Source organism: Hydrogenophaga sp. L99 (assembly GCF_058731905.1).
The window spans coordinates 1,960,890-1,982,151 of the sequence record NZ_CM178972.1; the positions used below are offsets into that span (position 1 = coordinate 1,960,890).

The following is a 21,262-nucleotide window of genomic DNA, read 5'->3' on the forward strand; positions in this document are numbered from 1 at the left end:
GCCGGCTTGATGTGGCGCGCCAGCGTCAGTCGAACACGATCTCGGCCCGCTGCCCGTGGGCCTGGGCCATCCAGCTGGCCAGCGCGGCGTCGGTGGGGAAAAACAGCGCGCGGTCATCCAGCTGCAGTTCGCACTGCGCACCGCTGCGCTGCAGCGCCAGGCGCACCGGCAGGCCGCGCACCAGTTCACCCTGCTCGGTCACTTCGCGCTTGGGTGGAAATTCGCGCACCAGGGTGTGCACCGCGGGCGCAGTGCCGTTCACCGCCACGCGCAGGTATTTGCCAAAACGGCAGCGGGCCGAAGCCAGGTCCCAGATATGCTGGATCTTCAGCCGCAGGCCGCCGGAGAAGCGGTCGGGCTGGGCCACGGCCTGCACGATGATGAGCTCGTCGTCTTTGAGCAAGTTGCGGTGCAGGTTGATGAGGTTTTCGTCGGCGCTGATCTCCAGCACCGCGGTTTTGTCGTCCAGCTTGAACAGCGCCAGCTTGCCGCGCTGCCCGTTGATGACGCGGAAGTCGGTCACGATGCCGGCCAGGATCACCGGGTCGCGGCTTTCCGTCACGTCTTCCAGCGCGGTGCGGGCAAAGCGGCGCACCTCGCGCTGCACCTCGTCAAACAGGTGGCCCGAAAAGTAGAAACCCATCGCCGTTTTTTCCAGCGTGAGGCGTTCTTTCACACCCCAGGGCGTGGTGGCCACCAGCTCGGGCTCTTGGGTGCTGGAGCCGTGGTCGTCACCGGCGCCCATCATGTCAAACAGGCCGCCCTGGTTGGCGTTGGCCACGCTGGCCGCAGCGAAGTCAAAGGCGCGCTCCACCGAGGCCAGCACCTCGGCCCGGTTCAGGTGCAGCGAGTCAAACGCGCCGGCCTTGATGAAGGCTTCCACCGTGCGCTTGTTCAGGCGCGAGCGGTCAACCCGGCGGCAGAAGTCAAACAGGCTCTTGAACGGACCAGCCTCGGCGCCGTTGGGGCCTTCGCCCCGGCCTTCGCGCGCCGCCACGATGGCTTCGATGGCCAGCTGCCCGGTGCCTTTGATGGCGCCCAGGCCGTAGCGGATCGACTTGTCGGTGATGGGCTCGAAGCGGTAAAAACCGCGGTTCACATCGGGCGCCTCAAAGGAGATGCCCATCTTGTGCGCGTCTTCCACCAGCACCTTGAGCTTGTCGGTGTCGTCCATCTCCACCGTCATGTTGGCGCAGAAGAACTCGGCGGTGTAGTGCACCTTGAGCCAGCCCGTGTGGTAGGCCAACAGGGAATACGCAGCGGCGTGCGACTTGTTGAAACCGTAGCCCGCGAACTTCTCCATCAAGTCAAAAATCTCGTCGGCCTTTTCCTGGCTGATGTCGTTTTTGGCTGCACCCGCGCGGAAGATGGCGCGGTGCTCGGCCATTTCTTCGGCCTTTTTCTTGCCCATGGCGCGGCGCAGCATGTCGGCACCGCCCAGCGAATAGCCGCCCAAAATCTGCGCTGTCTGCATCACCTGTTCCTGGTAGACCATGATGCCGTAGGTCTCGCTCAGCATGTCGGCCACCAGCGGGTGCGGGTACTCGATCACCTCGCGCCCGTGCTTGCGCGCCACGAAGCTGGGGATCAGGTCCATTGGGCCGGGGCGGTAGAGCGCGTTGAGCGCAATCAAGTCTTCCAGGCGGCTGGGCTTGGCGTCTTTCAGCATGCCCTGCATGCCGCGGCTTTCAAACTGGAACACGGCTTCGGTCTGGCCGCGCGAAAACAGCGCGTAAACGCGTGCATCGTCCAGCGGCACGTTTTCAAAGCAAAAATCTTCCTGGCCCTTGTGGCGCTTGGCGATGAACTCGCGAGCAATCTCCAGAATGGTCAGCGTGGCCAGGCCCAAGAAGTCGAACTTCACCAGGCCCACGGCCTCCACGTCGTCCTTGTCGTACTGGCTCACGGCCGAGTCACTGCCGGGCTGGGCATACAGCGGCGTGAAGTCGGTGAGCTTGCCCGGCGCAATCAATACACCGCCGGCGTGCATGCCGATGTTGCGCGTCATGCCTTCAAGCTTTTGCGCCAGCTCGATCAGCGTCTTCACGTCGTCTTCTTTGCTGATGCGCTCGGCCAGCACCGGCTCCATCTCGATCGCGTAGTTGTTCTTGTCGCCCTCTTTCTTCGGGTTGGGCGGGTACTGCAACGTGACCGACATGCCCGGCTTGTTCGGAATCAGCTTGGAAATGCCGTCGCAAAAACCGTAGGAAAAGTCCAGCACCCGGCCCACGTCGCGAATGGCGGCGCGCGCGGCCATGGTGCCGAAGGTGGCGATCTGGCTCACGGCATCTTTGCCGTATTTGTCCTTCACATAGTCGATCACCCGGTCGCGGTTGGTCTGGCAAAAGTCAATATCGAAGTCGGGCATGGACACCCGCTCGGGGTTCAAAAACCGCTCGAACAGCAGGTTGTATTGCAGCGGGTCCAGGTCGGTGATCTTCAGCGCGTAAGCCACCAGCGAGCCGGCACCCGAACCCCGGCCCGGGCCCACCGGGCAGCCGTTTTTCTTGGCCCAGTTGATGAAGTCGCCCACGATCAAAAAGTAACCGGGGAAGCCCATGTTCAAGATCGTATTGATCTCGAATTCGAGCCGCGCCACGTAGCGCGGGCGCTCGGCGTCGCGCTTGGCAGCGTCGGGGTACAGGTGCGCCAGGCGCTCTTCCAGGCCTTCAAACGACGACACCCGGAAGAACTCTTCCATCGGCATGGGCACGCCATCAATCAGCGGCGTGGGGAAGTTGGGCAGCTGCGGCTTGCCCAGCACCAGCGTGAGGTTGCAGCGCTTGGCAATTTCCAGCGTGTTGGCCACAGCCGATGGAATGTCGGCAAACAGCGCCACCATTTGCTCGGCGCTCTTGAAATACTGCTCGCGGGTGAAGCGGCGCACGCGCCGGTTGTTGCCCAAAATTTCGCCATCAGAAATGCACACCCGCGCTTCGTGCGACTCGTAGTCGTCCGGCTCGGTGAACTGCACCGGGTGCGTGGCCACCACCGGCAGGTGCAGTCGCGCGGCCAGTTGCACCGCGGCGGTCACGTGGCGCTCGTCGTCCACCCGGCCAGCGCGCTGCACTTCAATGTAGAAGCGGTGGGTGAACAACCCCGCCAGCTTCAGCGCCACATCGGCCGCGCGGTTGGCGTCGCCCTGAATCAGCGCCTGCCCCACCGGGCCGGCCTGCGCGCCCGAAAGCATGAGCAAGCCCCCGTTGAGCTCTTCGAGCCATTCGCGCTGCACCAGCGCACCGCCACGGCCGTCGTTGCGCGTCCAGGCGCGGGCCAGCAGCTCGCACAGGTTCAGGTAGCCCTGCTTGTCCTGCACCAGCAGCACCACGCGCGGGGCCGCCGGCTGGTGGCTGCCGGGCATGGCGTTGGGGGTTTCTTCGGTAAAGCCTTGCAGCATCACCTCGGCGCCCAGCAAGGGCTTCACCCCGGCGCCGCGCGCGGCCTTGTAAAACTTGACGGCGCCAAACAGGTTGTTCAGATCGGTGATGGCCAGCGCGGGCTGGCGGTCAGCGGCAGCGGCGGCCACCACATCGTCGATGCGGTTGGTGCCGTCAACGACGGAAAATTCGGTGTGCAGGCGCAGGTGTATGAACATGCGGCCATTTTAGAAGGCCGGGCCTGCCGGGCTGGGCCGCTGTGGTCCCGTTTTTGCCGCCAGGCGACCGGTGGAACCAACGCAAGCGCGGGAGGACGCTCGCAAGCAGCAGCCGGTGTCAGCCCTCGTCTTTCAAAATGTGCAACACCTCGGACCGAAACTCGCGGCTGTACAGAATGGCCACCACGATCAGCGTGGCCAGCACCATGGACAGGGGCGAAATGAACCAGGCCAGCGCAGCGAACGAAAAATAGTAGGCACGCAAGCCGTCGTTGAAGGTTTCGGCGGCTGCGCCCACCATGGCTGCGGCCCGGTCGGCGTAGTGTTTGCGGTCAAATTTGCCCGAATCGAAGTCTTCTGGCGACGGCATGGCGCCAATGACCAAGGCCACGAAGGTGTAGAGCCGCATGCACCAGGAAAAGCGGAAAAACGCGTACACAAAAATGGCCACCAGCACGAGGATCTTGAACTCGAAAACGATCAGCGTGGTGGTTTGTGCGAACGGAATCTCGCTCATCAGCTCGGTGGCTTTGTCGGTGGTGCCCAGCAGCGCAAACAAGCCACCAATGACCAGGATGGAGGTGGACGAAAAAAACGACGGCGTGTGCGACAGCGTTTGCGTGATGAGGCCGTCGAGCATGCGCGGGTCGCGCGAGGTGGCCTGCGCCATCCAGTAGCCGCGGTAGCGGTTGGTGGTCTGGATCAGCGAGCCCTTTTTGCGGCCCCACACCCGGGCAAACAGTGCGTAGCCGGTCCACAACGCGAAAAAGCAGACCAGCGCCAGCCAGTCTGCCCAGGGAATGAGGCTGAAAATGTTCATGCGGCGGATGTTACTGCGCCGCTGGCACATGGCGGGGGCCATGCGGGCCCCGCGCCACGGCCGGATCAGCCTTTGAACCGGGCTGCGGTGGCGGCCACGCGCTCGCCAAACAGGCGGGCGGTTTCCAGGTCGCCGGGCAGCATTTCGTTGGCGCCCGCGTCTGAGGGGCTTTGGGCCATGGCGCCGGTGAAGGAACCGACATAGTTCACATCGTTGCGCTGGGCAGCTTTGCTGTTGCTGGGCATCAGGCCGGTGCCCACCCAAATGCCGCTGTGCTGCATGGCCAGGGTAAACAGGTAGTGCAGCGTGGAGTGCTTATCGCCGTTCATGGTGGCGCTGTTGGTGAAGCCGGCAAACACCTTGTCTTTCCATTGCTGGCTGAACCAGGGCTTGCTGGACGCGTCGGCAAACTTTTTGAACTGCCAGCTCACGGTGCCCATGTAGGTGGGCGAGCCCATGATGATCGCGTCGGCCGCATTCAGCGCTTCCCAGCCGCCTTCGGGCAGGTTGCCGTCCGCGTCAATCGCCAGCAACTCGGCGTTGGCGCCGTCCGCCACCGACTGCGCCATGCGCTGGGTATGGCCATAGCCGGAATGAAAAACCACAACCACTTTTGTCATTGGGAAAACTCCTGGGTAAAGGCGCCGAGGCGCGGGAATGGACAGAGGAAAAGGGAAGAATCAGGCGGCCAGGTCAAACACCAGCACTTCGGCGTCGTCTCCCTGAGCCAGGGTGAGCACGCTTTCACCACCCAGCACTGCGGCGTCACCACCCTGCAGGCGCTCGCCGTTGACCAGCAGTGAGCCGCGCACCAGGTGCACGTAGGCCTTGCGCGTTGGATTCAGGCTCAGTTCTGCGGTCTCTGCACCGTCCAGCAGCCCAGCGTACAGCGACGCATCTGCGTTGATGTGCACAGAGCCCTGCGCCCCGCCGTTGGAGGCCACCAACCGGAGCTGGCCCCGTTTTTCGTCGTCGGCAAAGCTCTTTTGCTCGTAGCCGGGGTCGATACCGGTCACGTTGGGCTCGATCCAGATCTGCAAAAAGTGCGTTGTCTGGTCGGGCGCATGGTTGAACTCGCTGTGGCGCACACCGCTGCCCGCGCTCATGCGCTGCACATCGCCCGGCGGGATGCCTTTGACGTTGCCCATGCTGTCTTTGTGCGCCAAGTTGCCCTGCAGCACATAGCTGATGATTTCCATGTCGCGGTGGCCGTGGGTGCCGAAGCCGGTGCCTGGCGCAATGCGGTCCTCGTTGATCACGCGCAGGTTGCCCCAACCCATCCAGGCCGGGTCAAAGTACTCGGCAAAAGAAAAAGAGTGAAAGCTTTTGAGCCAACCGTGGTCGGCAAAGCCGCGGGCTTCAGAGCGTCGAATTTGCATCATCGGAGGGTCCTTTTCGTCGGGTTTGGGCCTCAACCGCGGGGGTTGTGCGCCGGAATGCCTTCATTGTCGGCAGCGCACACGGCGTTTGGTTTGCACGGTTTTGATGGCATCATTCAATTCAATTGAACACTTAACCGCTTTACACCATGGCCTCTCACACGCCGCGTGCCGCGCTGTCGCCCGAAAACCTGGGCTTGCTGGAGGCCGTGGCGCGGCTCGGCAGCATGGCCGCTGCCGCCCGCGAACTGGGCATGGTGCCCAGCGCCCTGACTTACCGCATCCGCCAGATTGAAGACGCGCTGGACGTGTTGCTGTTTGACCGCAGCGCGCGCCGCGCCCAGCTCACGCCCGCGGGGGCCGAGTTGCTGCGCTCGGGCCAGTACCTGCTGAACGAACTGGACGCCGTGGCCCAACGTGTCAAGCGCGTGGCCACCGGCTGGGAACCGCAAATCACCATTGCGGCCGACGCCATCATTGCCCGCGCCACGCTGTTTGAACTGTGTGAGGCTTTTTACGCCGAGGGGACGCCGACCCGCCTGAAACTGCGTGCCGAAACGCTTTCAGGCACCCTGGAAGCCTTGCAAAGCGGCCAGGCCGACCTGGCGCTGGGCGTGCCCGGCGAGCTGGCCCAGACCGACATTCAAACCGCCCCCCTGGGTTCGCTGGACTTTGTGTTTGCGGTGGCGCCCCACCACCCGCTGGCCAAGGCCAGCCACACCCTGTGCGACGAGGAGCTGCGCGGGCACCGCGCGGTGGCCGTGGCCGACAGCACGCAGCGGGGCAGCGGCATCACGCACAACCTGCAGCCCGGCCAGGACGTGCTCACCGTGCCCACCATGCAGCACAAACTGGAAGCGCAACTGCGCGGCCTGGGCGCGGGCTTTTTGCCGCTGCCGCTCGCGCTGCCGTTCATCAACGCCGGGCGGTTGGTGGTGAAAGCGGTGCAGCGGCCCAACCGCGTCATTCACCTGGCCTACGCCTGGCGCCAGCCCCGCACCGCAGGCGACACCGGCCGCGCGCTGCGCTGGTGGCTGGAGCGGCTGCAACATCCCACCACCCGGGCCGCCCTGCTCAACAACCACCACCAGATTTGATGCAACCCGGCTTCATGGCAGCAAACAGGCTGCTACAGTCAACTTCGAGACCACCCCAAAACCCAACGCGCCAAGAGACATGACCACAGCCAAAAAAACCCGCGCCCCAGCCTTGTCCAAAAGCAAACCCGCCAGCAAAACAGCGCCGAATAAGGCCACAAAATCCGCGCCAGCCCAGCTGCATTTCGCGGTGGTAGGTGCCGGCATGGCGGGTGTGGCCTGCGCCCGCACGCTGGTGCAGGCGGGTCACCGCGTCACCCTGTTTGAAAAGAGCCGCGGACTGGGCGGACGCATGTCCACCCGCCAAACCGAGTTTGGCGGTTTTGACCACGGTACCCAGTATTTCACCGTGCGCGACAAGCGCTTTGCCAAAGCCCTGCTCACCGCCCAAACGGTGGTGCGCCCCTGGAGCGCCAACACCGTGCGCGTGCTCGACGACAAAGGCCGGGTGCTGGCCAGCGCGCCCCCACCCACCGAACCCCACTTTGTGGCCAAGCCCGGCATGAACGCACTGGTGAAGTACTGGGCCGAGCCGCTGGTGCAACCCGAATTGCACGGCCACCTGGCCGCCAGCACCCTCACCGGCACGCGCGTGACCCACATCGAACGCGATGCCCTGCACCCCCAACAATGGCAGCTGCGCGTTGAAGACACCGACGGCGGGCTGCATGTGCACGGCGGTTTTGACCGCATCGTGCTGGCCATGCCGCACCTGCAAACGCACGACCTGCTGCTGGCCTCGGGCCACTCACCCGAGCTGCGCCACGAACTCGATGCCGTGCAGGTTGCCCCCTGCTGGACGCTGATGGTGGCCTACCCCAACGCCATGCAGCCGGGCCTGCCGCACCTGGGGCCGCAGTGGAATGCCGCCCGCAGCGTGCACCACCGCATCAGCTGGCTGGCGCGCGAGAGCAGCAAACCGGGCCGCGGCCCCATTGAGCGCTGGACCGTGCAGGCCAGCCCCGCCTGGTCCGTCAAACATCTGGAAGACGACGCCGAGCGCGTCAAGGCCAAGCTGCTCAAGGGCTTCGCCGAAATCACCGGCATTCGCGCCACACCCACCCATGCCGAGGTGCACCGCTGGCGCTTCGCCCAAACCCAGCAACCGCTGGGCCGCCCGTTCATCTACGACAAAGCGCTGGGCATAGGCCTGTGCGGCGACTGGTGCCTGGGCCACCGGGTGGAAGACGCGTTTGTGTCTGGCCTTGAGCTGGCGCTGGCGATGGTGTGAAGTAGCCCCCCTGCGTCGCTTCGCGCCTTCCCCCCAAGGGGACCACGCTGGCGACCGGGCGAAGCCCGATCCGCGGCGTGCGCTGACACAGACACGCGCTCCGGAGACCTGGTTTGTCGACATCAACTTGTTACCGGGGGCGCTTCGCCCCCTCCCCCACCGGCCCGCTGCACGCGGGCTCGCTGGTGGCGGCCCTCGCCAGCTGGCTGGATGCGCGAGCGCACGGCGGCACCTGGCTGGTGCGCATCGAAGACGTGGACACACCTCGCTGCGTGCCCGGCGCGAGCGAAAGCATCCTGCAGCAGCTCGCCACGTGCGGCCTGGTCAGCGACGAGCCTGTGGTGTGGCAGTCGCAACGCGGCGCACGCTACCAACAGGCGTTGGACCAACTCATCGCCAGCGGCCACGCCTACCCCTGCGGCTGTTCGCGCAAAGACATTCAGGCGGCCCTGCAAAACCAGGGCCTGAGCCGAGAGCGCCACCAGGCGGCGGTCTACCCCGGCACCTGCCGGCCCGAGCGCGGAGGCTTGCAGGGCAAACCAGCCCGTGCCTGGCGTTTTGCGCTGGCCCCGGCCCGCACCGACGTGCGCTGGGTCGATCGGCGACTGGGCCCGCAAACACAAAACGTGGCCACCGCTGTCGGCGACTTTGTGCTGAAACGCGCCGACGGCCTGTGGGCCTACCAGCTCGCCGTGGTGGTGGACGACGCCGCCCAGGGCATCACGCATGTGGTGCGCGGCGAAGACCTGGCCGACAACACGCCGCGCCAAATCTTGTTGCAGCGGGCGCTGCCCGTGCCCACGCCCGCCTACCTGCACACGCCCCTGGTGCTGGGCGCCAACGGCGAAAAGCTCAGCAAACAAAACGGCGCACAGGCGCTGGACCTGAGCGACCCGCTGGCCGCACTGAACCAGGCCGCAGCAAGCCTGGGCCTGCCTGTGGCCGCCCGGAGCCGGCCCGAAGCGCTCGCGCTGTGGACGCAGGCCTGGCCCTACCGCAGCGCTGCCAAGGGCTGATGGCTGGGCACCCGCCACCAAGCCGCCCCGCCCCGGCGCCTACAATCGGCCACCCCACCCAGCCCCGATTTTTCTGCCCAGTCATGACCTCAGAACCACAGCCCAGCCCAAGCGACACGGACACCCAAACCGCCGCACCCGACACCGCCACGGCAAAGGTGAAGAAGCCGTTGCCCGAAGGTGTGCCGTTCATGCGAGTCATCAAAAGCTACGTGTTGCGCGCTGGGCGCACCGGCCCGGGGCAGCAACGCGCCTACGAGCAGTTCGGCCCACGCTTTTTGCTGAACTACGCGCCTGCCCCGCTGGACGTGGCCGCGGCTTTTGGCCGCACCGCGCCCGTGGTGATGGAAATTGGCTTTGGCATGGGCGGCGCCACGGCGCAGATTGCCCAAGCCCGCCCGCAAGACAACTTCATTTGCTGCGAAGTACACGAACCCGGCGTGGGTGCGCTGCTCAAGCTCTGCGGTGAAGGCGGTATTGAAAACATCCGGATCTTCCGCCACGACGCGGTGGAAGTGCTCGACCACATGCTGCCCGAAGGCAGCCTGGACGGGGTGCATGTGTTCTTCCCCGACCCCTGGCACAAGACCAAACACAACAAGCGCCGGCTGATCCAGACGCCGTTTGTGAACCGCCTGGCGCGCCACCTCAAACCCGGCGGCTACATCCACCTGGCGACCGACTGGGAACCCTATGCCCAGCAAATGCTGGAGGTGCTGAGCGCCGAGCCGCTGTTGCAAAACACCGCCACCGACCCGGCGTTGGGTGGCTACGTGCCCAAGCCCGATTACCGCCCGCTCACGAAGTTTGAAAACCGCGGCCTGAAACTCGGCCACGGGGTGTGGGATCTGGTGTTCAAGCGGGTCTGAAGCTGCCCCCCGGGGGGCTGGCACTCATTCGGCGGGTGTGTCGCTGCCCAGCACCACATCGGCGGTCTTGCCAATGACCTTGCCGCCGATCTTGGCGGTGCCCACCGCAGCGTCCACCGCCAACCCACCCACACCGACCACGGCAGAGGCGGCCAGATCGGCCACAGCGATCACCGCACAGCCACTCAGGGCCAGACTGCTCAACACCAGTGCGGCAAGCGCCAAGGCCCGACGCGACTGAGCAGACAATCGGGTGCAGGGTGTGGCGGTTGGTTTCAAAGCGGCTTTCAAGGCGGGTCCAGTCGGCATGTCAACGCGGCGCCAGCCCAATTGCCGGCGCGAAGCGGCCGAGAATACCCGTTTTGTCCCGCCACGGCGTCACCACACGTTTCACACGCTCTCAACGGTTACCGGCTTCGTTCTAATGTCACGCTCCACCCGCCACCCGCAGATTCCCGCACGACAGGGCGTGTCGGCCAGTTGCGTGGCGCTGCCCGCCATGCCACCGGGGGCAATGCCCTGGGCCAACACGCTGGACTTTCTGGACCAGCGGCTGCCCAAGGTGGGGCGAGCCGTGTGGGCCGCCCGACTGGCCAACGGCGATGTGCTGGATGAAAGCGCCCACCCCATCGCGCCCGATGCGCCCTACCGGGGCGGCACGCGGCTTTTTTACTACCGCGACGTGCCCGACGAGGTGGTCGTGCCATTTGAAGCGTCGGTGATTTACCAGGACGCGCATCTGGTGGTGGCCGACAAGCCGCACTTCTTGCCCGTGACACCAGGCGGGCACTTTGTGCAGCAAACCCTGCTGGTGCGCCTGCAACGCAAGCTGGGGCTGCCACAGTTGGCACCGCTGCACCGCATCGACCGCGAAACCGCTGGGCTGGTGCTGTTTGCGGTGAACCCGGAAGAACGCGGCGCCTACCACGCGCTCTTCAGCGGGCGAACCATGCACAAAACCTATGAAGCCATTGCACGGGCCACCGACGTCCTGACATGGCCGCACACGCGCTGCAGCCGCATCGTGGAGCATCCGACCGATTTTTTTCGCATGAACGAGGTGGCTGGCGAACCGAACAGCGAGACGGTCATCGATGTGCTGGAGCGGTGCGGTGACTGGGCGCGCTATGCGCTGAAACCCGTGAGCGGCAAGCGCCACCAGTTGCGGGTGCACATGAACGCGCTCGGTCTGCCCATCGTGGGCGACCAGCTGTACCCGGACGTGCTGCACGGGCCAGACGACGTGGAAGATTTTTCAGTGCCACTGCGCCTGCTGGCCAAGGGCATGGCTTTTACCGACCCGGTGACTGGCGAGGCGCGGCGGTTTGAAAGCGGGCTGAGCCTGCACTGGCCCAGCCCGTAGCCGAGCCAACGCATATGCCAGGTGCCCGCGGATCCGGCACCGCCGGTCCGCCAGGCACGCCCCCCTGGGGAGGTAACGCCGCAGGCGGCGCGGGGAGGTTACAGCCTCTCAGCCACCCAGGACTGCACAGAAGCCAGCGCCTTGGGCAGATTGGCTGCATCGGTGCCGCCGGCCATGGCCATGTCGGGCTTGCCGCCACCTTTGCCGCCCACCTGTTGGGCCACAAAGTTCACCAGCTCGCCGGCTTTCACCTTGGCCATCACGTCGGCCGTCACACCCGCTGCGATCTGCACTTTGGCACCGTCCACCGCAGCCAGCACGATGGCTGCCGACTTGAGCTTGTCTTTCAGCTTGTCCATAGTTTCGCGCAGGGCCTTGGCGTCGGCCCCGGCCAGCACCGCCGCCAGCACCTTGATGCCATGGACGTCCACGGCCTGGTTCACCAGCTCATCGCCCTGGGCAGAAGCCAGACGGCTCTTGAGCGCGTTCATTTCTTTTTCCAGATCGCGCATCTGGTCCAGCAGCGCACCCACGCGCGCCGGCACTTCGCCTGGCGTGACCTTGAGCGTGCCGGCCACACCGCCCAGCGTCGCTTCCATGCCTTGCACATAGTTCAGCGCGTTCAGGCCCGTCACCGCCTCCACGCGCCGCACGCCAGCGGCCACACCACCTTCGGCGGTGATGGTGAAGAAGCCGATGTCACCCGTGGCACTCACGTGCGTGCCGCCGCACAGTTCGCGGCTGGAGCCGATGTCAAGCACGCGAACGGTTTCGCCGTACTTCTCGCCAAACAGCATCATGGCGCCGGTTTTTTGCGCTGACTCGATGTCCATCACACGCGCCTGCGTGGCCGCGTTGGCCACGATCTCGGCGTTCACGCGCTGCTCGATGTCGCGAATCTGCGCGTCCGTCACCGGGGCGTTGTGGGTGAAGTCAAAACGCGTCTTGTCGGCATCCACCAAACTGCCCTTTTGCTGCACATGGGTGCCCAGCACCTCGCGCAGCGCCTTGTGCATCAGGTGCGTCACCGAGTGGTTGCGCATGGTGGCTGCGCGCTGCGCCAGGTTGACGCTGGCGTTCACCGTGTCGCCCACGGCGAGCGTGCCCTGTGCCATCTCTCCGTGGTGACCAAACACATCCGACTTGATCTTCTGCGTGTCGCCCACGGCAAACGTGGCCGAGCCGCTGGTGATCACACCCTCGTCGCCCACCTGGCCGCCGCTCTCGGCGTAAAACGGCGTGGTGTCCAGCACCACAACGCCCTGCTGACCGGCCTTGAGTTCGGCCACGGGCGTGCCGTCCAGGTACAGCGCCACCACCTTGGCCGGGGCTTCGAGCTTCTCGTAGCCCACAAACGTGTTGCCCGCACCGGTGTACTCCAGCGCCTTGTCCATCTTGAACTTGCCCGCCGCACGGCCCTTGGCCTTCTGCGCTTCCATGGCGGCATGGAAGCCGGCTTCGTCCACCGTCAGACCGCGCTCGCGGCACACGTCGCCCGACAAATCGAGTGGAAAGCCGTAGGTGTCGTGCAGCTTGAAAGCCACGTCGCCCGGCAGCACTTTGGCGTCGCCCGCCAGAGCCGCATCCAGAATTTCCATGCCGTTGGCCAGCGTTTCGTAAAAGCGCTCTTCTTCAGCTTTCAGCACCTCGGTGATGCGCTGCGCCTGATTCGCCATGTTCGGGTAGGCCTCGCCCATCACCGCCACCAGATCGGGCACCAGCTTGTGGAAAAACGGCGTCTTCTGGCCCAGCTTGTAGCCGTGGCGGATGGCGCGGCGCACGATGCGGCGCTGCACATAGCCGCGGCCTTCGTTCGACGGAATCACGCCGTCGCTGATCAGGAACGACGTGGCGCGGACGTGGTCAGCGATCACCTTGAGAGACGGGTTCGAGAGGTCGGCGGTGCCGGTCTCACGGCCGGCGGCCTTGATCAGCGCTTCAAAGATGTCGATCTCGTAGTTGCTGTGCACGTGCTGAAGGATGGCAGCCAGGCGCTCCAGGCCCATGCCGGTGTCCACGCAAGGTGCGGGCAGCGGCGTCACGGCGCCGGTTTCGTCCATGTTGAACTGCATGAACACGTTGTTCCAGATCTCGATGAAACGGTCGCCGTCTTCGTCCGGGCTGCCCGGAGGGCCGCCGGGGATGTGGTCGCCGTGGTCGTAAAAGATCTCGCTGCACGGGCCGCACGGGCCGGTGTCGGCCATCATCCAGAAGTTGTCGCTCTTGTAGCGGCCACCCTTGTTGTCACCAATGCGGATCACACGCTCGGGTGGCAGGCCAATTTCCTTGGTCCAGATGTCGTAGGCCTCGTCGTCCTCTTCGTACACCGTGGCCAGCAGTTTTTCCTTGGGCAGCTTGTACACCTCGGTCAGCAGCTCCCAGGCCCACTTCAGCGATTCGCGCTTGAAATAGTCGCCAAACGACCAGTTGCCCAGCATTTCAAAGAAGGTGTGGTGGCGCGCGGTGTAGCCCACGTTTTCCAGGTCGTTGTGTTTGCCGCCAGCGCGCAGGCAGGCCTGGACGGACGCGGCGCGCACGTAATTGCGCTTGTCGGTGCCCAGGAACACGTCCTTGAACTGGACCATGCCCGAGTTGGTGAACATGAGCGTGGGGTCGTTGCCCGGCACCAGCGGGCTGGACGCCACCACGGTGTGGCCCTTGGAGGCGAAGAAGTCCAGAAAGGTCTTGCGGATGTCGGCGACGGAGGCTGGGCTGTTCATGGTGGCCTTGTGGGGTTTCAGTTGCGACGGATGGCGTGGCGCTCACTGCGCCAAACCTTGTATTTTCCAACACTTCTGAGGCACGGCTCTGGCGACCTCCATTTGGCTTGCATCGGCCACTTTGGTACCCACGGACAAGTCACCGGCGGCACTGGCGGGCGGGCGTCAAAAGACTATGCTTGTGGGTTACTGAAAGGCCAACCGCCCGCCACCCTTTGCCGAACAATCGGAGACACCCCATGGACATGAAGACCTCCCCCCTGGCCCTGCTGAAGGACCCGACCCTGCTGAAGACCGACGCGCTGATCAACGGCGAGTGGGTGAAGGGCAGCAGCCGTTTTGACGTGATCGACCCCGCCACCGGCCAAAAACTGGCCGACGTGGCCAACCTCGGCCCTGCCGAAGCCGAAAAGGCGATTGCCGCGGCCAACGCCGCCTGGGCCGGCTGGAAGGGCAAAACCGCCAAAGAGCGCAGCATCATCCTGCGCAAGTGGTACGACCTGCTGATGGCCAACCAGGACGACCTCGGCCGCATCATGACCGCCGAGCAGGGCAAGCCGCTGCCCGAGGCCAAGGGCGAAGTGGCCTACGGCGCCAGCTTCGTCGAGTGGTTTGCCGAAGAAGCCAAGCGCGTCAACGGTGAGACGCTGCCGCAGTTCGACAACAACCGCCGCCTGATGGTGCTCAAGCAGCCCATCGGCGTGTGCGCCGCCATCACGCCCTGGAACTTCCCGCTCGCCATGATCACGCGCAAGGTCGCACCCGCGCTGGCCGCCGGCTGCCCGGTCATCATCAAGCCGGCCGAGCTGACACCGCTGACGGCGCTGGCCGCTGCCGAGCTGGCTATTCGCGCCGGCATTCCGGCCGGTGTACTCAACATAATCACGGCCGACGCCGACAACTCCATTGCCGTGGGCAAGGTGATTTGCGCCAGCGACGTGGTGCGCCACATCAGCTTCACCGGCTCCACCGAAGTCGGCCGCATTTTGATGGCACAAAGCGCGCCCACGGTCAAAAAAATGTCGCTGGAACTCGGCGGCAACGCGCCCTTCATCGTGTTCAACGACGCCGATGTTGACTCCGCGGTGGAAGGCGCTTTTGCCAGCAAATACCGCAACGCCGGCCAAACCTGCGTGTGCTCCAACCGCCTGTATGTGCAGAGCGGCGTGTACGACGAGTTCGTCACCAAGTTCGCCGCCAAGGTCAAAACGGCCAAGGTCGGCAACGGCTTTGAAGACGGTGTGAACCAGGGCCCGCTGATTGAAGAAGCCGCGCTGGTGAAGGTGCAGCGCCATGTGGACGACGCCGTGGCCAAGGGCGCTCGCGTGGTGGCTGGCGGCAAGCGCCTGGCGGGCCAGTTTTTTGAGCCCACCGTGGTGGCCGACGCCACCGCCGACATGCTGTGCGCCAAAGAAGAAACCTTTGGTCCGTTCGCCCCCATCTTCAAGTTTGAAACCGAGCAAGAAGCCGTGGACGCTGCCAACAACACCCAGTTTGGCCTGGCCAGCTACTTTTACAGCCGAGACATCGGCCGCATCTACCGCGTGGCCGAAGCACTGGAATACGGCATGGTCGGCATCAACGTGGGTATTTTGGCCACCGAACACGTGCCGTTTGGCGGCGTGAAGCAGTCGGGCCTGGGCCGCGAAGGTTCGCACCACGGCATGGACGACTATGTGGAGATCAAGTACCTCTGCCTCGGCGACATCTTGAAATGAACAGCTTGCCCAGCGCAACCCACAGCCGGCGCTCGTGGCTGGTGCTCGCACTGGCCGCTAGCCTGAGCGCCTGCGCCAGCCTGGCCCCTGGCGACCCACCGCGTGTCGATGTGGTGGGCGTCGAGCCCCTGGCGGGACAAGGCATGGAAGTACGCCTGCTGGTGAAGCTGCGCGTGATCAACCCCAACGACAGCGCCATCGACTACGACGGCCTGTTTGTGGAAATGGACGTGCGCGGCAAGTCGTTTGCCAGCGGCGTGAGCAACGCACGCGGCACCGTGCCGCGCTTTGGTGAAGCCCTGTTGACCGTGCCCGTCACCGTGCCCGCTCTGGCCATGCTGCGCCAAGCCCTGGGCATGGCGCAAGGCGACCGCTCGCCCATCACCTACGCCATCAACGGCAAGCTGTCTGGGCCGCAGTGGCGCAGCCTGCGTTTCAGCTCATCGGGCGAGTTCAAACTGCCCGAATAAGCCGCCTGAGCGAGCCGCCCGGCCAACCCGGGCCAAGCGCCATCAATTCACCGCTTTCCAGCTGCCATCGGGCTGGCGGCAGGCGGTGCCGTACACCGTCTCGGTCTTGCCGCCAATCACCGCCCGCACCGTGTATTCGCGGCAAGGGCCGGTGGCGGTGTCGTAGGTGCGCGTGGGCACCACCACATACTGATTGCGCGTGTCCGGGTTCACCCAGCTCGACGGCACATCGGTGCGCACCGTCTCCAGCGCGTGTGCGGTCTTGAGGCGATCGGTAGCGTCCATCGACCGCCCGATGTTGCCGCCAATGCTGGCACCAATCACCGTGCCCACAATCGTGGCCGCCGTGCGGCCCGAGCCCTGCCCCACCTGCGCCCCCAGCAGGCCGCCCAAAATGCCGCCCACCACCATGCCGCTCTGCTCCTGGGTGGCCGGCGCCGCGCAACCCGCCAGCAACACCACCACCAACGAACCTGCACACACCTTTTTAAAGCCTTGCATCTGAAGCTCCCGAAATTGAAAAAAGCCACCATTCGGCGGGAAAGCCAACGGGGATGCGGGTGTGCAGCCACCTCAACAGCAGCCCACAGCCCAACCCCGTCACCAGCACCCACCAGCCTCTTAAAAAGTGTAGGCAGCCTGCGCCGGCAGCCATTGAGCGCACGCAACGCGCAACCGCATGCAACCCACAGAGGCCGGTAGCGCGCTCGGGTATGATTCGGCCCACTGCGGGTGTAGCTCAATGGCAGAGCTGTTGCTTCCCAAGCAACTGACGAGGGTTCGATTCCCTTCACCCGCTCCAAAAATACAAGCTCCTTGTGGGCGCCAAAAGCCGTCAAGCACCCGCTGCTGACGGCTTTTTTTTTGGCCTGAAACCGAGTGCCCTGGCGCACCATGCCAGTGTTGCAGGGCACCGCTGTTACTCGTGTAACCTTCTGGCAGGGAGTGCCTTCGCACCTCAACAAGAATTTCCGGGCATGTTTGAGCAAACCTTCAAAAATATCGACGACATCCTGCACAAAGACGCGGGCTGCACCAGTGAGCTGGACTACACCGAGCAATCGAGCTGGCTGCTGTTTCTGAAATACCTGGACGCGCTGGAGGCCGACAAGGCCATGGAAGCCGAGCTGGAGGGCCGGCCCTACCAGTACCTGCTGGCCGAGCCCTTTCGCTGGAGCCAGTGGGCCGCGCCCAAGGGGCCAGACGGCAAGATTGACCACAACGCTGCGTCCACCGGCGACGACCTGCGCGAAATGGTCAACAAGCGGCTGTTTCCTTACCTGGCCGGCTTCAAGCAGCGCGCCAGCGGCCCGCAGACCATCGAATACAAAATTGGCGAGGTCTTCAGCGAAATTCAAAACAAGGTGCAGAGCGGCTACAACCTGCGCGACGTGATCGACCTGGTGGACGAATTGCGCTTTCGCTCGCAGGCTGAAAAACACGAGCTTTCGCACCTGTACGAAGCCAAGATCAAAAACATGGGCAACGCCGGGCGCAACGGCGGCGAGTACTACACGCCGCGCCCGCTCATCCGCGCCATGATCCAGGTGCTCAACCCGAAAATTGGCGAGCGCATTTACGACGGCGCCTGTGGATCGGCAGGTTTCTTGTGCGAAGCCTACGACCACATGGCACCGCAAGCCACCAAGGCCGACGACCTGGAAACCCTGCAAAAGCGCACGTTTTACGGCAAGGAAAAGAAGAGCCTGGCCTACGTCATCGGGATCATGAACATGATCTTGCACGGCATCGAGGCGCCCAACATCGTGCACACCAACACGCTGGGCGAAAACATCAACGACATCCAGGAACGTGACCGCTACGACGTGATCCTGGCCAACCCGCCCTTTGGTGGCAAAGAGCGCAAAGAGGTGCAGCAGAACTTCCCCATCAAAACCGGGGAAACCGCCTTCCTGTTCATGCAGCACTTCATCAAGAGCTTGAAGGCGGGTGGCCGCGCGGCCATCGTCATCAAAAACACGTTTTTAAGCAACACCGACAACGCCAGCGTGAGCCTGCGCAAGCTGCTGCTGGAAAGCTGCAACCTGCACACCGTGCTGGACTGCCCGGGCGGCACCTTCCAGGGCGCAGGCGTGAAAACCGTGGTGCTGTTTTTCAGCAAGGGCGAGGCCACGCAACAGGTTTGGTACTACCAGCTCGACCCGGGCCGCAACATGGGCAAAACCAACCCGCTGAACGACGCGGACCTGGCCGAGTTTGTGACGCTGCAGGCCACCGCCGCCACCTCGCCCAAGAGCTGGCGCGTGGACGTGGCGGGGCTAGACGCCAGCACCTGGGATTTGTCGGTGAAGAACCCCGACGGCGGCGAGGTGGTGGCGCTGCGCACACCGGCCGAGATACTGGATGAGATCGCGGCTCTGGATGCGGAGAGCGCTGAGGTGCTTGCGGTGATTCGGGGGTTGGTGGCGTGATGGCTGGGTGGCAGACCAAGAAGATTGGGGAAGTGTTTCGTATCGTCAACGGCGGGACACCTAAGACCGGCGTAGCGTCTTACTGGGGAGGTTCGCACCTCTGGATTACGCCGGCAGAAATGGGTGGACTGGATTCACCGTTCATCTCTGAAAGCCGGAGGAGTCTGAGTGACGATGGTCTTCGCGTCGGCGCGGAGTTGATTCCTGAAAACTCGCTGATTCTTTCCACTCGTGCGCCAATTGGTCACCTGGTTATCAATGCAGTGCCAATGGCATTCAACCAAGGCTGCAAGGGCCTCGTACCACCGTCCAAGGAAGTTGAGACCAAGTTCGCGTACTACTACTTGCTGGCGAACGTACCGCTTCTGGAGAGTCTCGGGACCGGCGCGACTTTCAAGGAGCTTTCGAGCGGGAAGCTGAAAGAGGTTTTGTTCTGCTATCCGACGATTGAGGAGCAGCGCCGCATCGTCGCCATCCTCGACGAAGCCTTCGAGGGCATCGCCACCGCCAAGGCCAACGCCGAGAAGAACCTGCAGAACGCCCGGGAGTTGTTTGATGGGTACTTGCAAACAGTATTCACTGAGCGCGGATCGACCTGGGTTGACTCGAAGGTGGGGGAATGCATTCGGTTCATCGATTACCGAGGAAAGACACCTGAGAAGACCAGCAGTGGTTTGCGCCTGATCACTGCCAAGAACGTCAAGATGGGTTTTCTCCAGAAGGCGCCCGAGGAGTTCGTTGCACCTGACTCCTACGATGGTTGGATGACCCGAGGCATCCCGAAGTCGGGCGATGTTCTGTTCACGACCGAAGCACCGCTGGCAAACGTCGCGCAGCTCGACACCTCAGATAAGGTCGTGTTTGCCCAACGAATCATCATCATGCAACCCGATCCAGAATGTTTGGACAGTACGTTCTTGAAGTACTTGCTGTTGTCGCCTCCCATACAAAGGCGCATTCGAGAAAAGGGTACCGGCGCGACCGTTCAAGGCATCAAAGCGAGCTTGTTAAAGGGAATCGAAATTTCTTTTCCGGGTTCACTTTCAGAGCAGTCCCGAATTGTTGCCAGGCTCGATGCACTATCCGAAGAAACCGAGAATCTTGCTGCCACCTACGAACGCAAGGGCTCAATGCCGATCTGCATGGAACTTGACCTTCAACACCTATGCGTGCTGAGGCCTGCGAAGCGCGGCGCTGCGTACTCGAACGGGTTGGCTGGAAGGTGCTTGAGCTTGGACAGGCGCAGGTGCGCAATGGCGATGAAGTTCCTGCTCGTTCTGAATCCGCGTGCGGCCCGCTTGGCGTTTTGCATCAGCCCATTCATGGCCTCCACAAACGCGTTGCTGCGTCCTTGCTGCATGCCCGTGATGACACCTTCGAAGTGCGTCTTGAGCGTACGCGCCAGCCGCTTGAAGGGCTCCAGGCGCGAGCGCATGGCCCAACCGATCCACTTGGTCAGACCCGTGCGGGCGACCTCTTCACCGTGACCCTGCGCCGCTGCCTCATACACCTCGCGCAGCGCCCCCTTCATGCGCCAGGCCCGTGCGCTTTGCAAGTTCGTGCGCTGCAGGGTGTACATCGCCTGTATGTGCCGCTGATTCCAGCTCGCATGGTGCGTGCGCATCGCCCAGCTCAGGCTGCGCCTGCTGGCGCGGTCCAGCTCGCCCAGCGCTTGCGCCACGGCGGTGGGCCGGCTTTTGAATTCGGCCGCGCGCACCTCATCCATGGCCTTGCCCGCCAGGGCCGCCACATGAAAGCGGTCATAACAGATGGCCGCCTGCGGCAGTTGCTGCTGTGCCCCTTTCAGGTAGGCCGCACTCATGTCCATGCTCACATGGCTGATCGCCTGGGCGCTCCCGCCATGTTCGGACAGGTCTTGGGTGAAGGCATTGACCGTCTGGTGATCGCGTCCCTCGGTGACAAAGAGCAGGCGCTTTTGCTGCAGATCGTGCACGGCCGTGACGTATTCGTGGCCCTTGCGCAGACTGGTCTCGTCAATGCCGATGTGGCGCACGCCGCTCATGTCGTCCTTCTGACGCGCAAGCTTGACGTAGTGCTCAATGCGCCGCCACAAGGCTTTGGCGTCGGCACGCAGGTGACGGGCCGCGTGGGCCACGGGCAGTTCTTTGCACAGGCTCAGCGCCAGCGCTTCAAACAGCAGCGTGAAGCCGCTGCCCTCGCGCGCCCAGGGCACCGGCACCTGGCTGGTCTTGCCGCAGGCGGTACAAGCTACGCGGGGTATGGCCGCGTGCAGCCAGGCTTCGAACTGGAAAAAATCCAGATGGCGCCAAGATCGCTCAATGCTCTCGTGGATGCCTTGATCGGGTGCGCCGCAGTGCGGGCAGGTCAGACGCCGCTCGGTGCAGACCACTTCAAAGTCAATGCGTTTCTTGGCGGTGCTCAACTCGGCGCGCTCGACACGCCAGGGGGCTTGCAGCCCAAGGGCTGCGGTGAACAGGGCTTCGGTGCTCAGGCTCATGGTCGGTTACGAAGGTGTCAGGGTGGCGGCAATCAGGCCAGAGTATCCAGCAACCTCACGCACTCAGCACGCA

The 21,262-nt window shown here is 64.0% G+C and carries 16 protein-coding genes, 1 tRNA gene and 1 pseudogene; 10 read left to right on the forward strand and 8 right to left on the reverse strand.

Translation table 11 applies throughout. From position 1 onward, the window contains the following. Positions 1–25 precede the first annotated feature (25 nt). The 4 genes from dnaE to AC4QBL_RS09350 form a co-directional block, all read right to left on the reverse strand. Positions 26–3,595, reverse strand: a complete 3,570-nt coding sequence (dnaE, locus tag AC4QBL_RS09335; protein ID WP_472907884.1) for a DNA polymerase III subunit alpha — start codon at positions 3,593–3,595, stop codon at positions 26–28. A gap of 118 nt (positions 3,596–3,713) precedes the next feature. Then, positions 3,714–4,415: a DUF599 domain-containing protein gene (locus AC4QBL_RS09340; RefSeq protein WP_472907885.1), complete on the reverse strand. Its 702-nt coding sequence runs from the start codon at positions 4,413–4,415 to the stop codon at positions 3,714–3,716. A 65-nt stretch (positions 4,416–4,480) separates the two neighbouring features. Next, positions 4,481–5,035, reverse strand: a complete 555-nt coding sequence (locus tag AC4QBL_RS09345; RefSeq protein WP_472907886.1) for a flavodoxin family protein — start codon at positions 5,033–5,035, stop codon at positions 4,481–4,483. Positions 5,036–5,095: 60 nt separating this feature from the next. Then, positions 5,096–5,797, reverse strand: a complete 702-nt coding sequence (locus AC4QBL_RS09350) for a pirin family protein (RefSeq protein ID WP_472899684.1) — start codon at positions 5,795–5,797, stop codon at positions 5,096–5,098. Positions 5,798–5,943: 146 nt separating this feature from the next. On the opposite strand from AC4QBL_RS09350, the gene AC4QBL_RS09355 reads away from it, so the two are divergent. The 4 genes from AC4QBL_RS09355 (at position 5,944) to trmB (ending at position 10,007) form a co-directional block, all read left to right on the forward strand. Beyond that, a complete protein-coding gene (locus AC4QBL_RS09355) occupies positions 5,944–6,891 on the forward strand; it encodes a LysR family transcriptional regulator (protein ID WP_472907887.1) in 948 nt (315 codons plus the stop codon). A 79-nt stretch (positions 6,892–6,970) separates the two neighbouring features. Then, positions 6,971–8,122 carry an NAD(P)/FAD-dependent oxidoreductase gene (locus tag AC4QBL_RS09360; protein ID WP_472899686.1) on the forward strand — a complete coding sequence of 384 codons (1,152 nt, stop codon included), beginning with the start codon at positions 6,971–6,973 and terminating at the stop codon, positions 8,120–8,122. A 113-nt stretch (positions 8,123–8,235) separates the two neighbouring features. Beyond that, positions 8,236–9,138 carry a tRNA glutamyl-Q(34) synthetase GluQRS gene (gene gluQRS / locus AC4QBL_RS09365; protein ID WP_472907888.1) on the forward strand — a complete coding sequence of 301 codons (903 nt, stop codon included), beginning with the start codon at positions 8,236–8,238 and terminating at the stop codon, positions 9,136–9,138. An 83-nt stretch (positions 9,139–9,221) separates the two neighbouring features. Further along, on the forward strand, positions 9,222–10,007 hold the full coding sequence (gene trmB / locus AC4QBL_RS09370; RefSeq protein ID WP_472907889.1) for a tRNA (guanosine(46)-N7)-methyltransferase TrmB: 786 nt from the start codon (positions 9,222–9,224) through the stop codon (positions 10,005–10,007). Between the two features lie 24 nt (positions 10,008–10,031). Here the strand turns inward: trmB and AC4QBL_RS09375 are convergent, their stop codons facing one another. After that, positions 10,032–10,298: a hypothetical protein gene (locus AC4QBL_RS09375; protein ID WP_472907890.1), complete on the reverse strand. Its 267-nt coding sequence runs from the start codon at positions 10,296–10,298 to the stop codon at positions 10,032–10,034. 133 nt (positions 10,299–10,431) lie between these two features. Between AC4QBL_RS09375 and AC4QBL_RS09380 the strand changes: the two genes are divergently transcribed. Next, entirely contained in the window at positions 10,432–11,370 is a 939-nt protein-coding gene (locus tag AC4QBL_RS09380) for a pseudouridine synthase (protein WP_472907891.1), read from the forward strand. Positions 11,371–11,468: 98 nt separating this feature from the next. Here AC4QBL_RS09380 and alaS read toward each other — a convergent pair whose 3' ends face one another. After that, positions 11,469–14,090 (reverse strand): alanine--tRNA ligase, encoded by a 2,622-nt coding sequence (gene alaS, locus AC4QBL_RS09385; protein ID WP_472907892.1) that lies wholly within the window; start codon positions 14,088–14,090, stop codon positions 11,469–11,471. Positions 14,091–14,329: 239 nt separating this feature from the next. Between alaS and AC4QBL_RS09390 the strand changes: the two genes are divergently transcribed. Then, positions 14,330–15,808: an NAD-dependent succinate-semialdehyde dehydrogenase gene (locus AC4QBL_RS09390; protein WP_472907893.1), complete on the forward strand. Its 1,479-nt coding sequence runs from the start codon at positions 14,330–14,332 to the stop codon at positions 15,806–15,808. Beyond that, positions 15,805–16,278: an LEA/WHy family protein gene (locus AC4QBL_RS09395; RefSeq protein ID WP_492131651.1), complete on the forward strand. Its 474-nt coding sequence runs from the start codon at positions 15,805–15,807 to the stop codon at positions 16,276–16,278. Before AC4QBL_RS09390 ends, AC4QBL_RS09395 begins: the two co-directional genes overlap by 4 nt. Positions 16,279–16,320: 42 nt before the next feature. Here AC4QBL_RS09395 and AC4QBL_RS09400 read toward each other — a convergent pair whose 3' ends face one another. Continuing rightward, a complete protein-coding gene (locus tag AC4QBL_RS09400) occupies positions 16,321–16,779 on the reverse strand; it encodes an RT0821/Lpp0805 family surface protein (protein ID WP_472907895.1) in 459 nt (152 codons plus the stop codon). Between the two features lie 227 nt (positions 16,780–17,006). On the opposite strand from AC4QBL_RS09400, the gene AC4QBL_RS09405 reads away from it, so the two are divergent. The 3 genes and pseudogenes from AC4QBL_RS09405 to AC4QBL_RS09415 form a co-directional block, all read left to right on the forward strand. Next, a tRNA-Gly gene (locus AC4QBL_RS09405) sits at positions 17,007–17,080 on the forward strand. A gap of 175 nt (positions 17,081–17,255) precedes the next feature. Further along, positions 17,256–18,710: a class I SAM-dependent DNA methyltransferase gene (locus AC4QBL_RS09410; RefSeq protein WP_472907896.1), complete on the forward strand. Its 1,455-nt coding sequence runs from the start codon at positions 17,256–17,258 to the stop codon at positions 18,708–18,710. Beyond that, positions 18,710–19,747, forward strand: a pseudogene (locus AC4QBL_RS09415) (restriction endonuclease subunit S); the annotation flags it as partial. The gene AC4QBL_RS09410 and the pseudogene AC4QBL_RS09415, both read left to right, overlap by 1 nt. Positions 19,748–19,866: 119 nt before the next feature. On the opposite strand, the gene AC4QBL_RS09420 reads toward AC4QBL_RS09415, so the two are convergent. Next, positions 19,867–21,189, reverse strand: coding sequence for an ISL3 family transposase (locus tag AC4QBL_RS09420; protein WP_472907315.1), 1,323 nt, complete (start codon positions 21,187–21,189; stop codon positions 19,867–19,869). Between the last annotated feature and the right edge of the window lie 73 nt (positions 21,190–21,262).

What these genes read in the sequence shown, in the direction of transcription:
- AC4QBL_RS09390 (WP_472907893.1), top strand. Translation starts at nt 14,330, where the DNA reads ATGGACATGAAGACCTCCCCCCTGGCCCTGCTGAAGGACCCGACCCTG.
- AC4QBL_RS09410 (WP_472907896.1), top strand. Translation starts at nt 17,256, where the DNA reads ATGTTTGAGCAAACCTTCAAAAATATCGACGACATCCTGCACAAAGAC.
- AC4QBL_RS09350 (WP_472899684.1), bottom strand. Translation starts at nt 5,797, where the DNA reads ATGATGCAAATTCGACGCTCTGAAGCCCGCGGCTTTGCCGACCACGGT.
- dnaE (WP_472907884.1), bottom strand. Translation starts at nt 3,595, where the DNA reads ATGTTCATACACCTGCGCCTGCACACCGAATTTTCCGTCGTTGACGGC.
- AC4QBL_RS09380 (WP_472907891.1), top strand. Translation starts at nt 10,432, where the DNA reads ATGTCACGCTCCACCCGCCACCCGCAGATTCCCGCACGACAGGGCGTG.
- AC4QBL_RS09400 (WP_472907895.1), bottom strand. Translation starts at nt 16,779, where the DNA reads ATGCAAGGCTTTAAAAAGGTGTGTGCAGGTTCGTTGGTGGTGGTGTTG.
- AC4QBL_RS09360 (WP_472899686.1), top strand. Translation starts at nt 6,971, where the DNA reads ATGACCACAGCCAAAAAAACCCGCGCCCCAGCCTTGTCCAAAAGCAAA.
- AC4QBL_RS09345 (WP_472907886.1), bottom strand. Translation starts at nt 5,035, where the DNA reads ATGACAAAAGTGGTTGTGGTTTTTCATTCCGGCTATGGCCATACCCAG.
- AC4QBL_RS09395 (WP_492131651.1), top strand. Translation starts at nt 15,805, where the DNA reads ATGAACAGCTTGCCCAGCGCAACCCACAGCCGGCGCTCGTGGCTGGTG.
- AC4QBL_RS09340 (WP_472907885.1), bottom strand. Translation starts at nt 4,415, where the DNA reads ATGAACATTTTCAGCCTCATTCCCTGGGCAGACTGGCTGGCGCTGGTC.
- trmB (WP_472907889.1), top strand. Translation starts at nt 9,222, where the DNA reads ATGACCTCAGAACCACAGCCCAGCCCAAGCGACACGGACACCCAAACC.
- AC4QBL_RS09355 (WP_472907887.1), top strand. Translation starts at nt 5,944, where the DNA reads ATGGCCTCTCACACGCCGCGTGCCGCGCTGTCGCCCGAAAACCTGGGC.
- alaS (WP_472907892.1), bottom strand. Translation starts at nt 14,090, where the DNA reads ATGAACAGCCCAGCCTCCGTCGCCGACATCCGCAAGACCTTTCTGGAC.
- AC4QBL_RS09420 (WP_472907315.1), bottom strand. Translation starts at nt 21,189, where the DNA reads ATGAGCCTGAGCACCGAAGCCCTGTTCACCGCAGCCCTTGGGCTGCAA.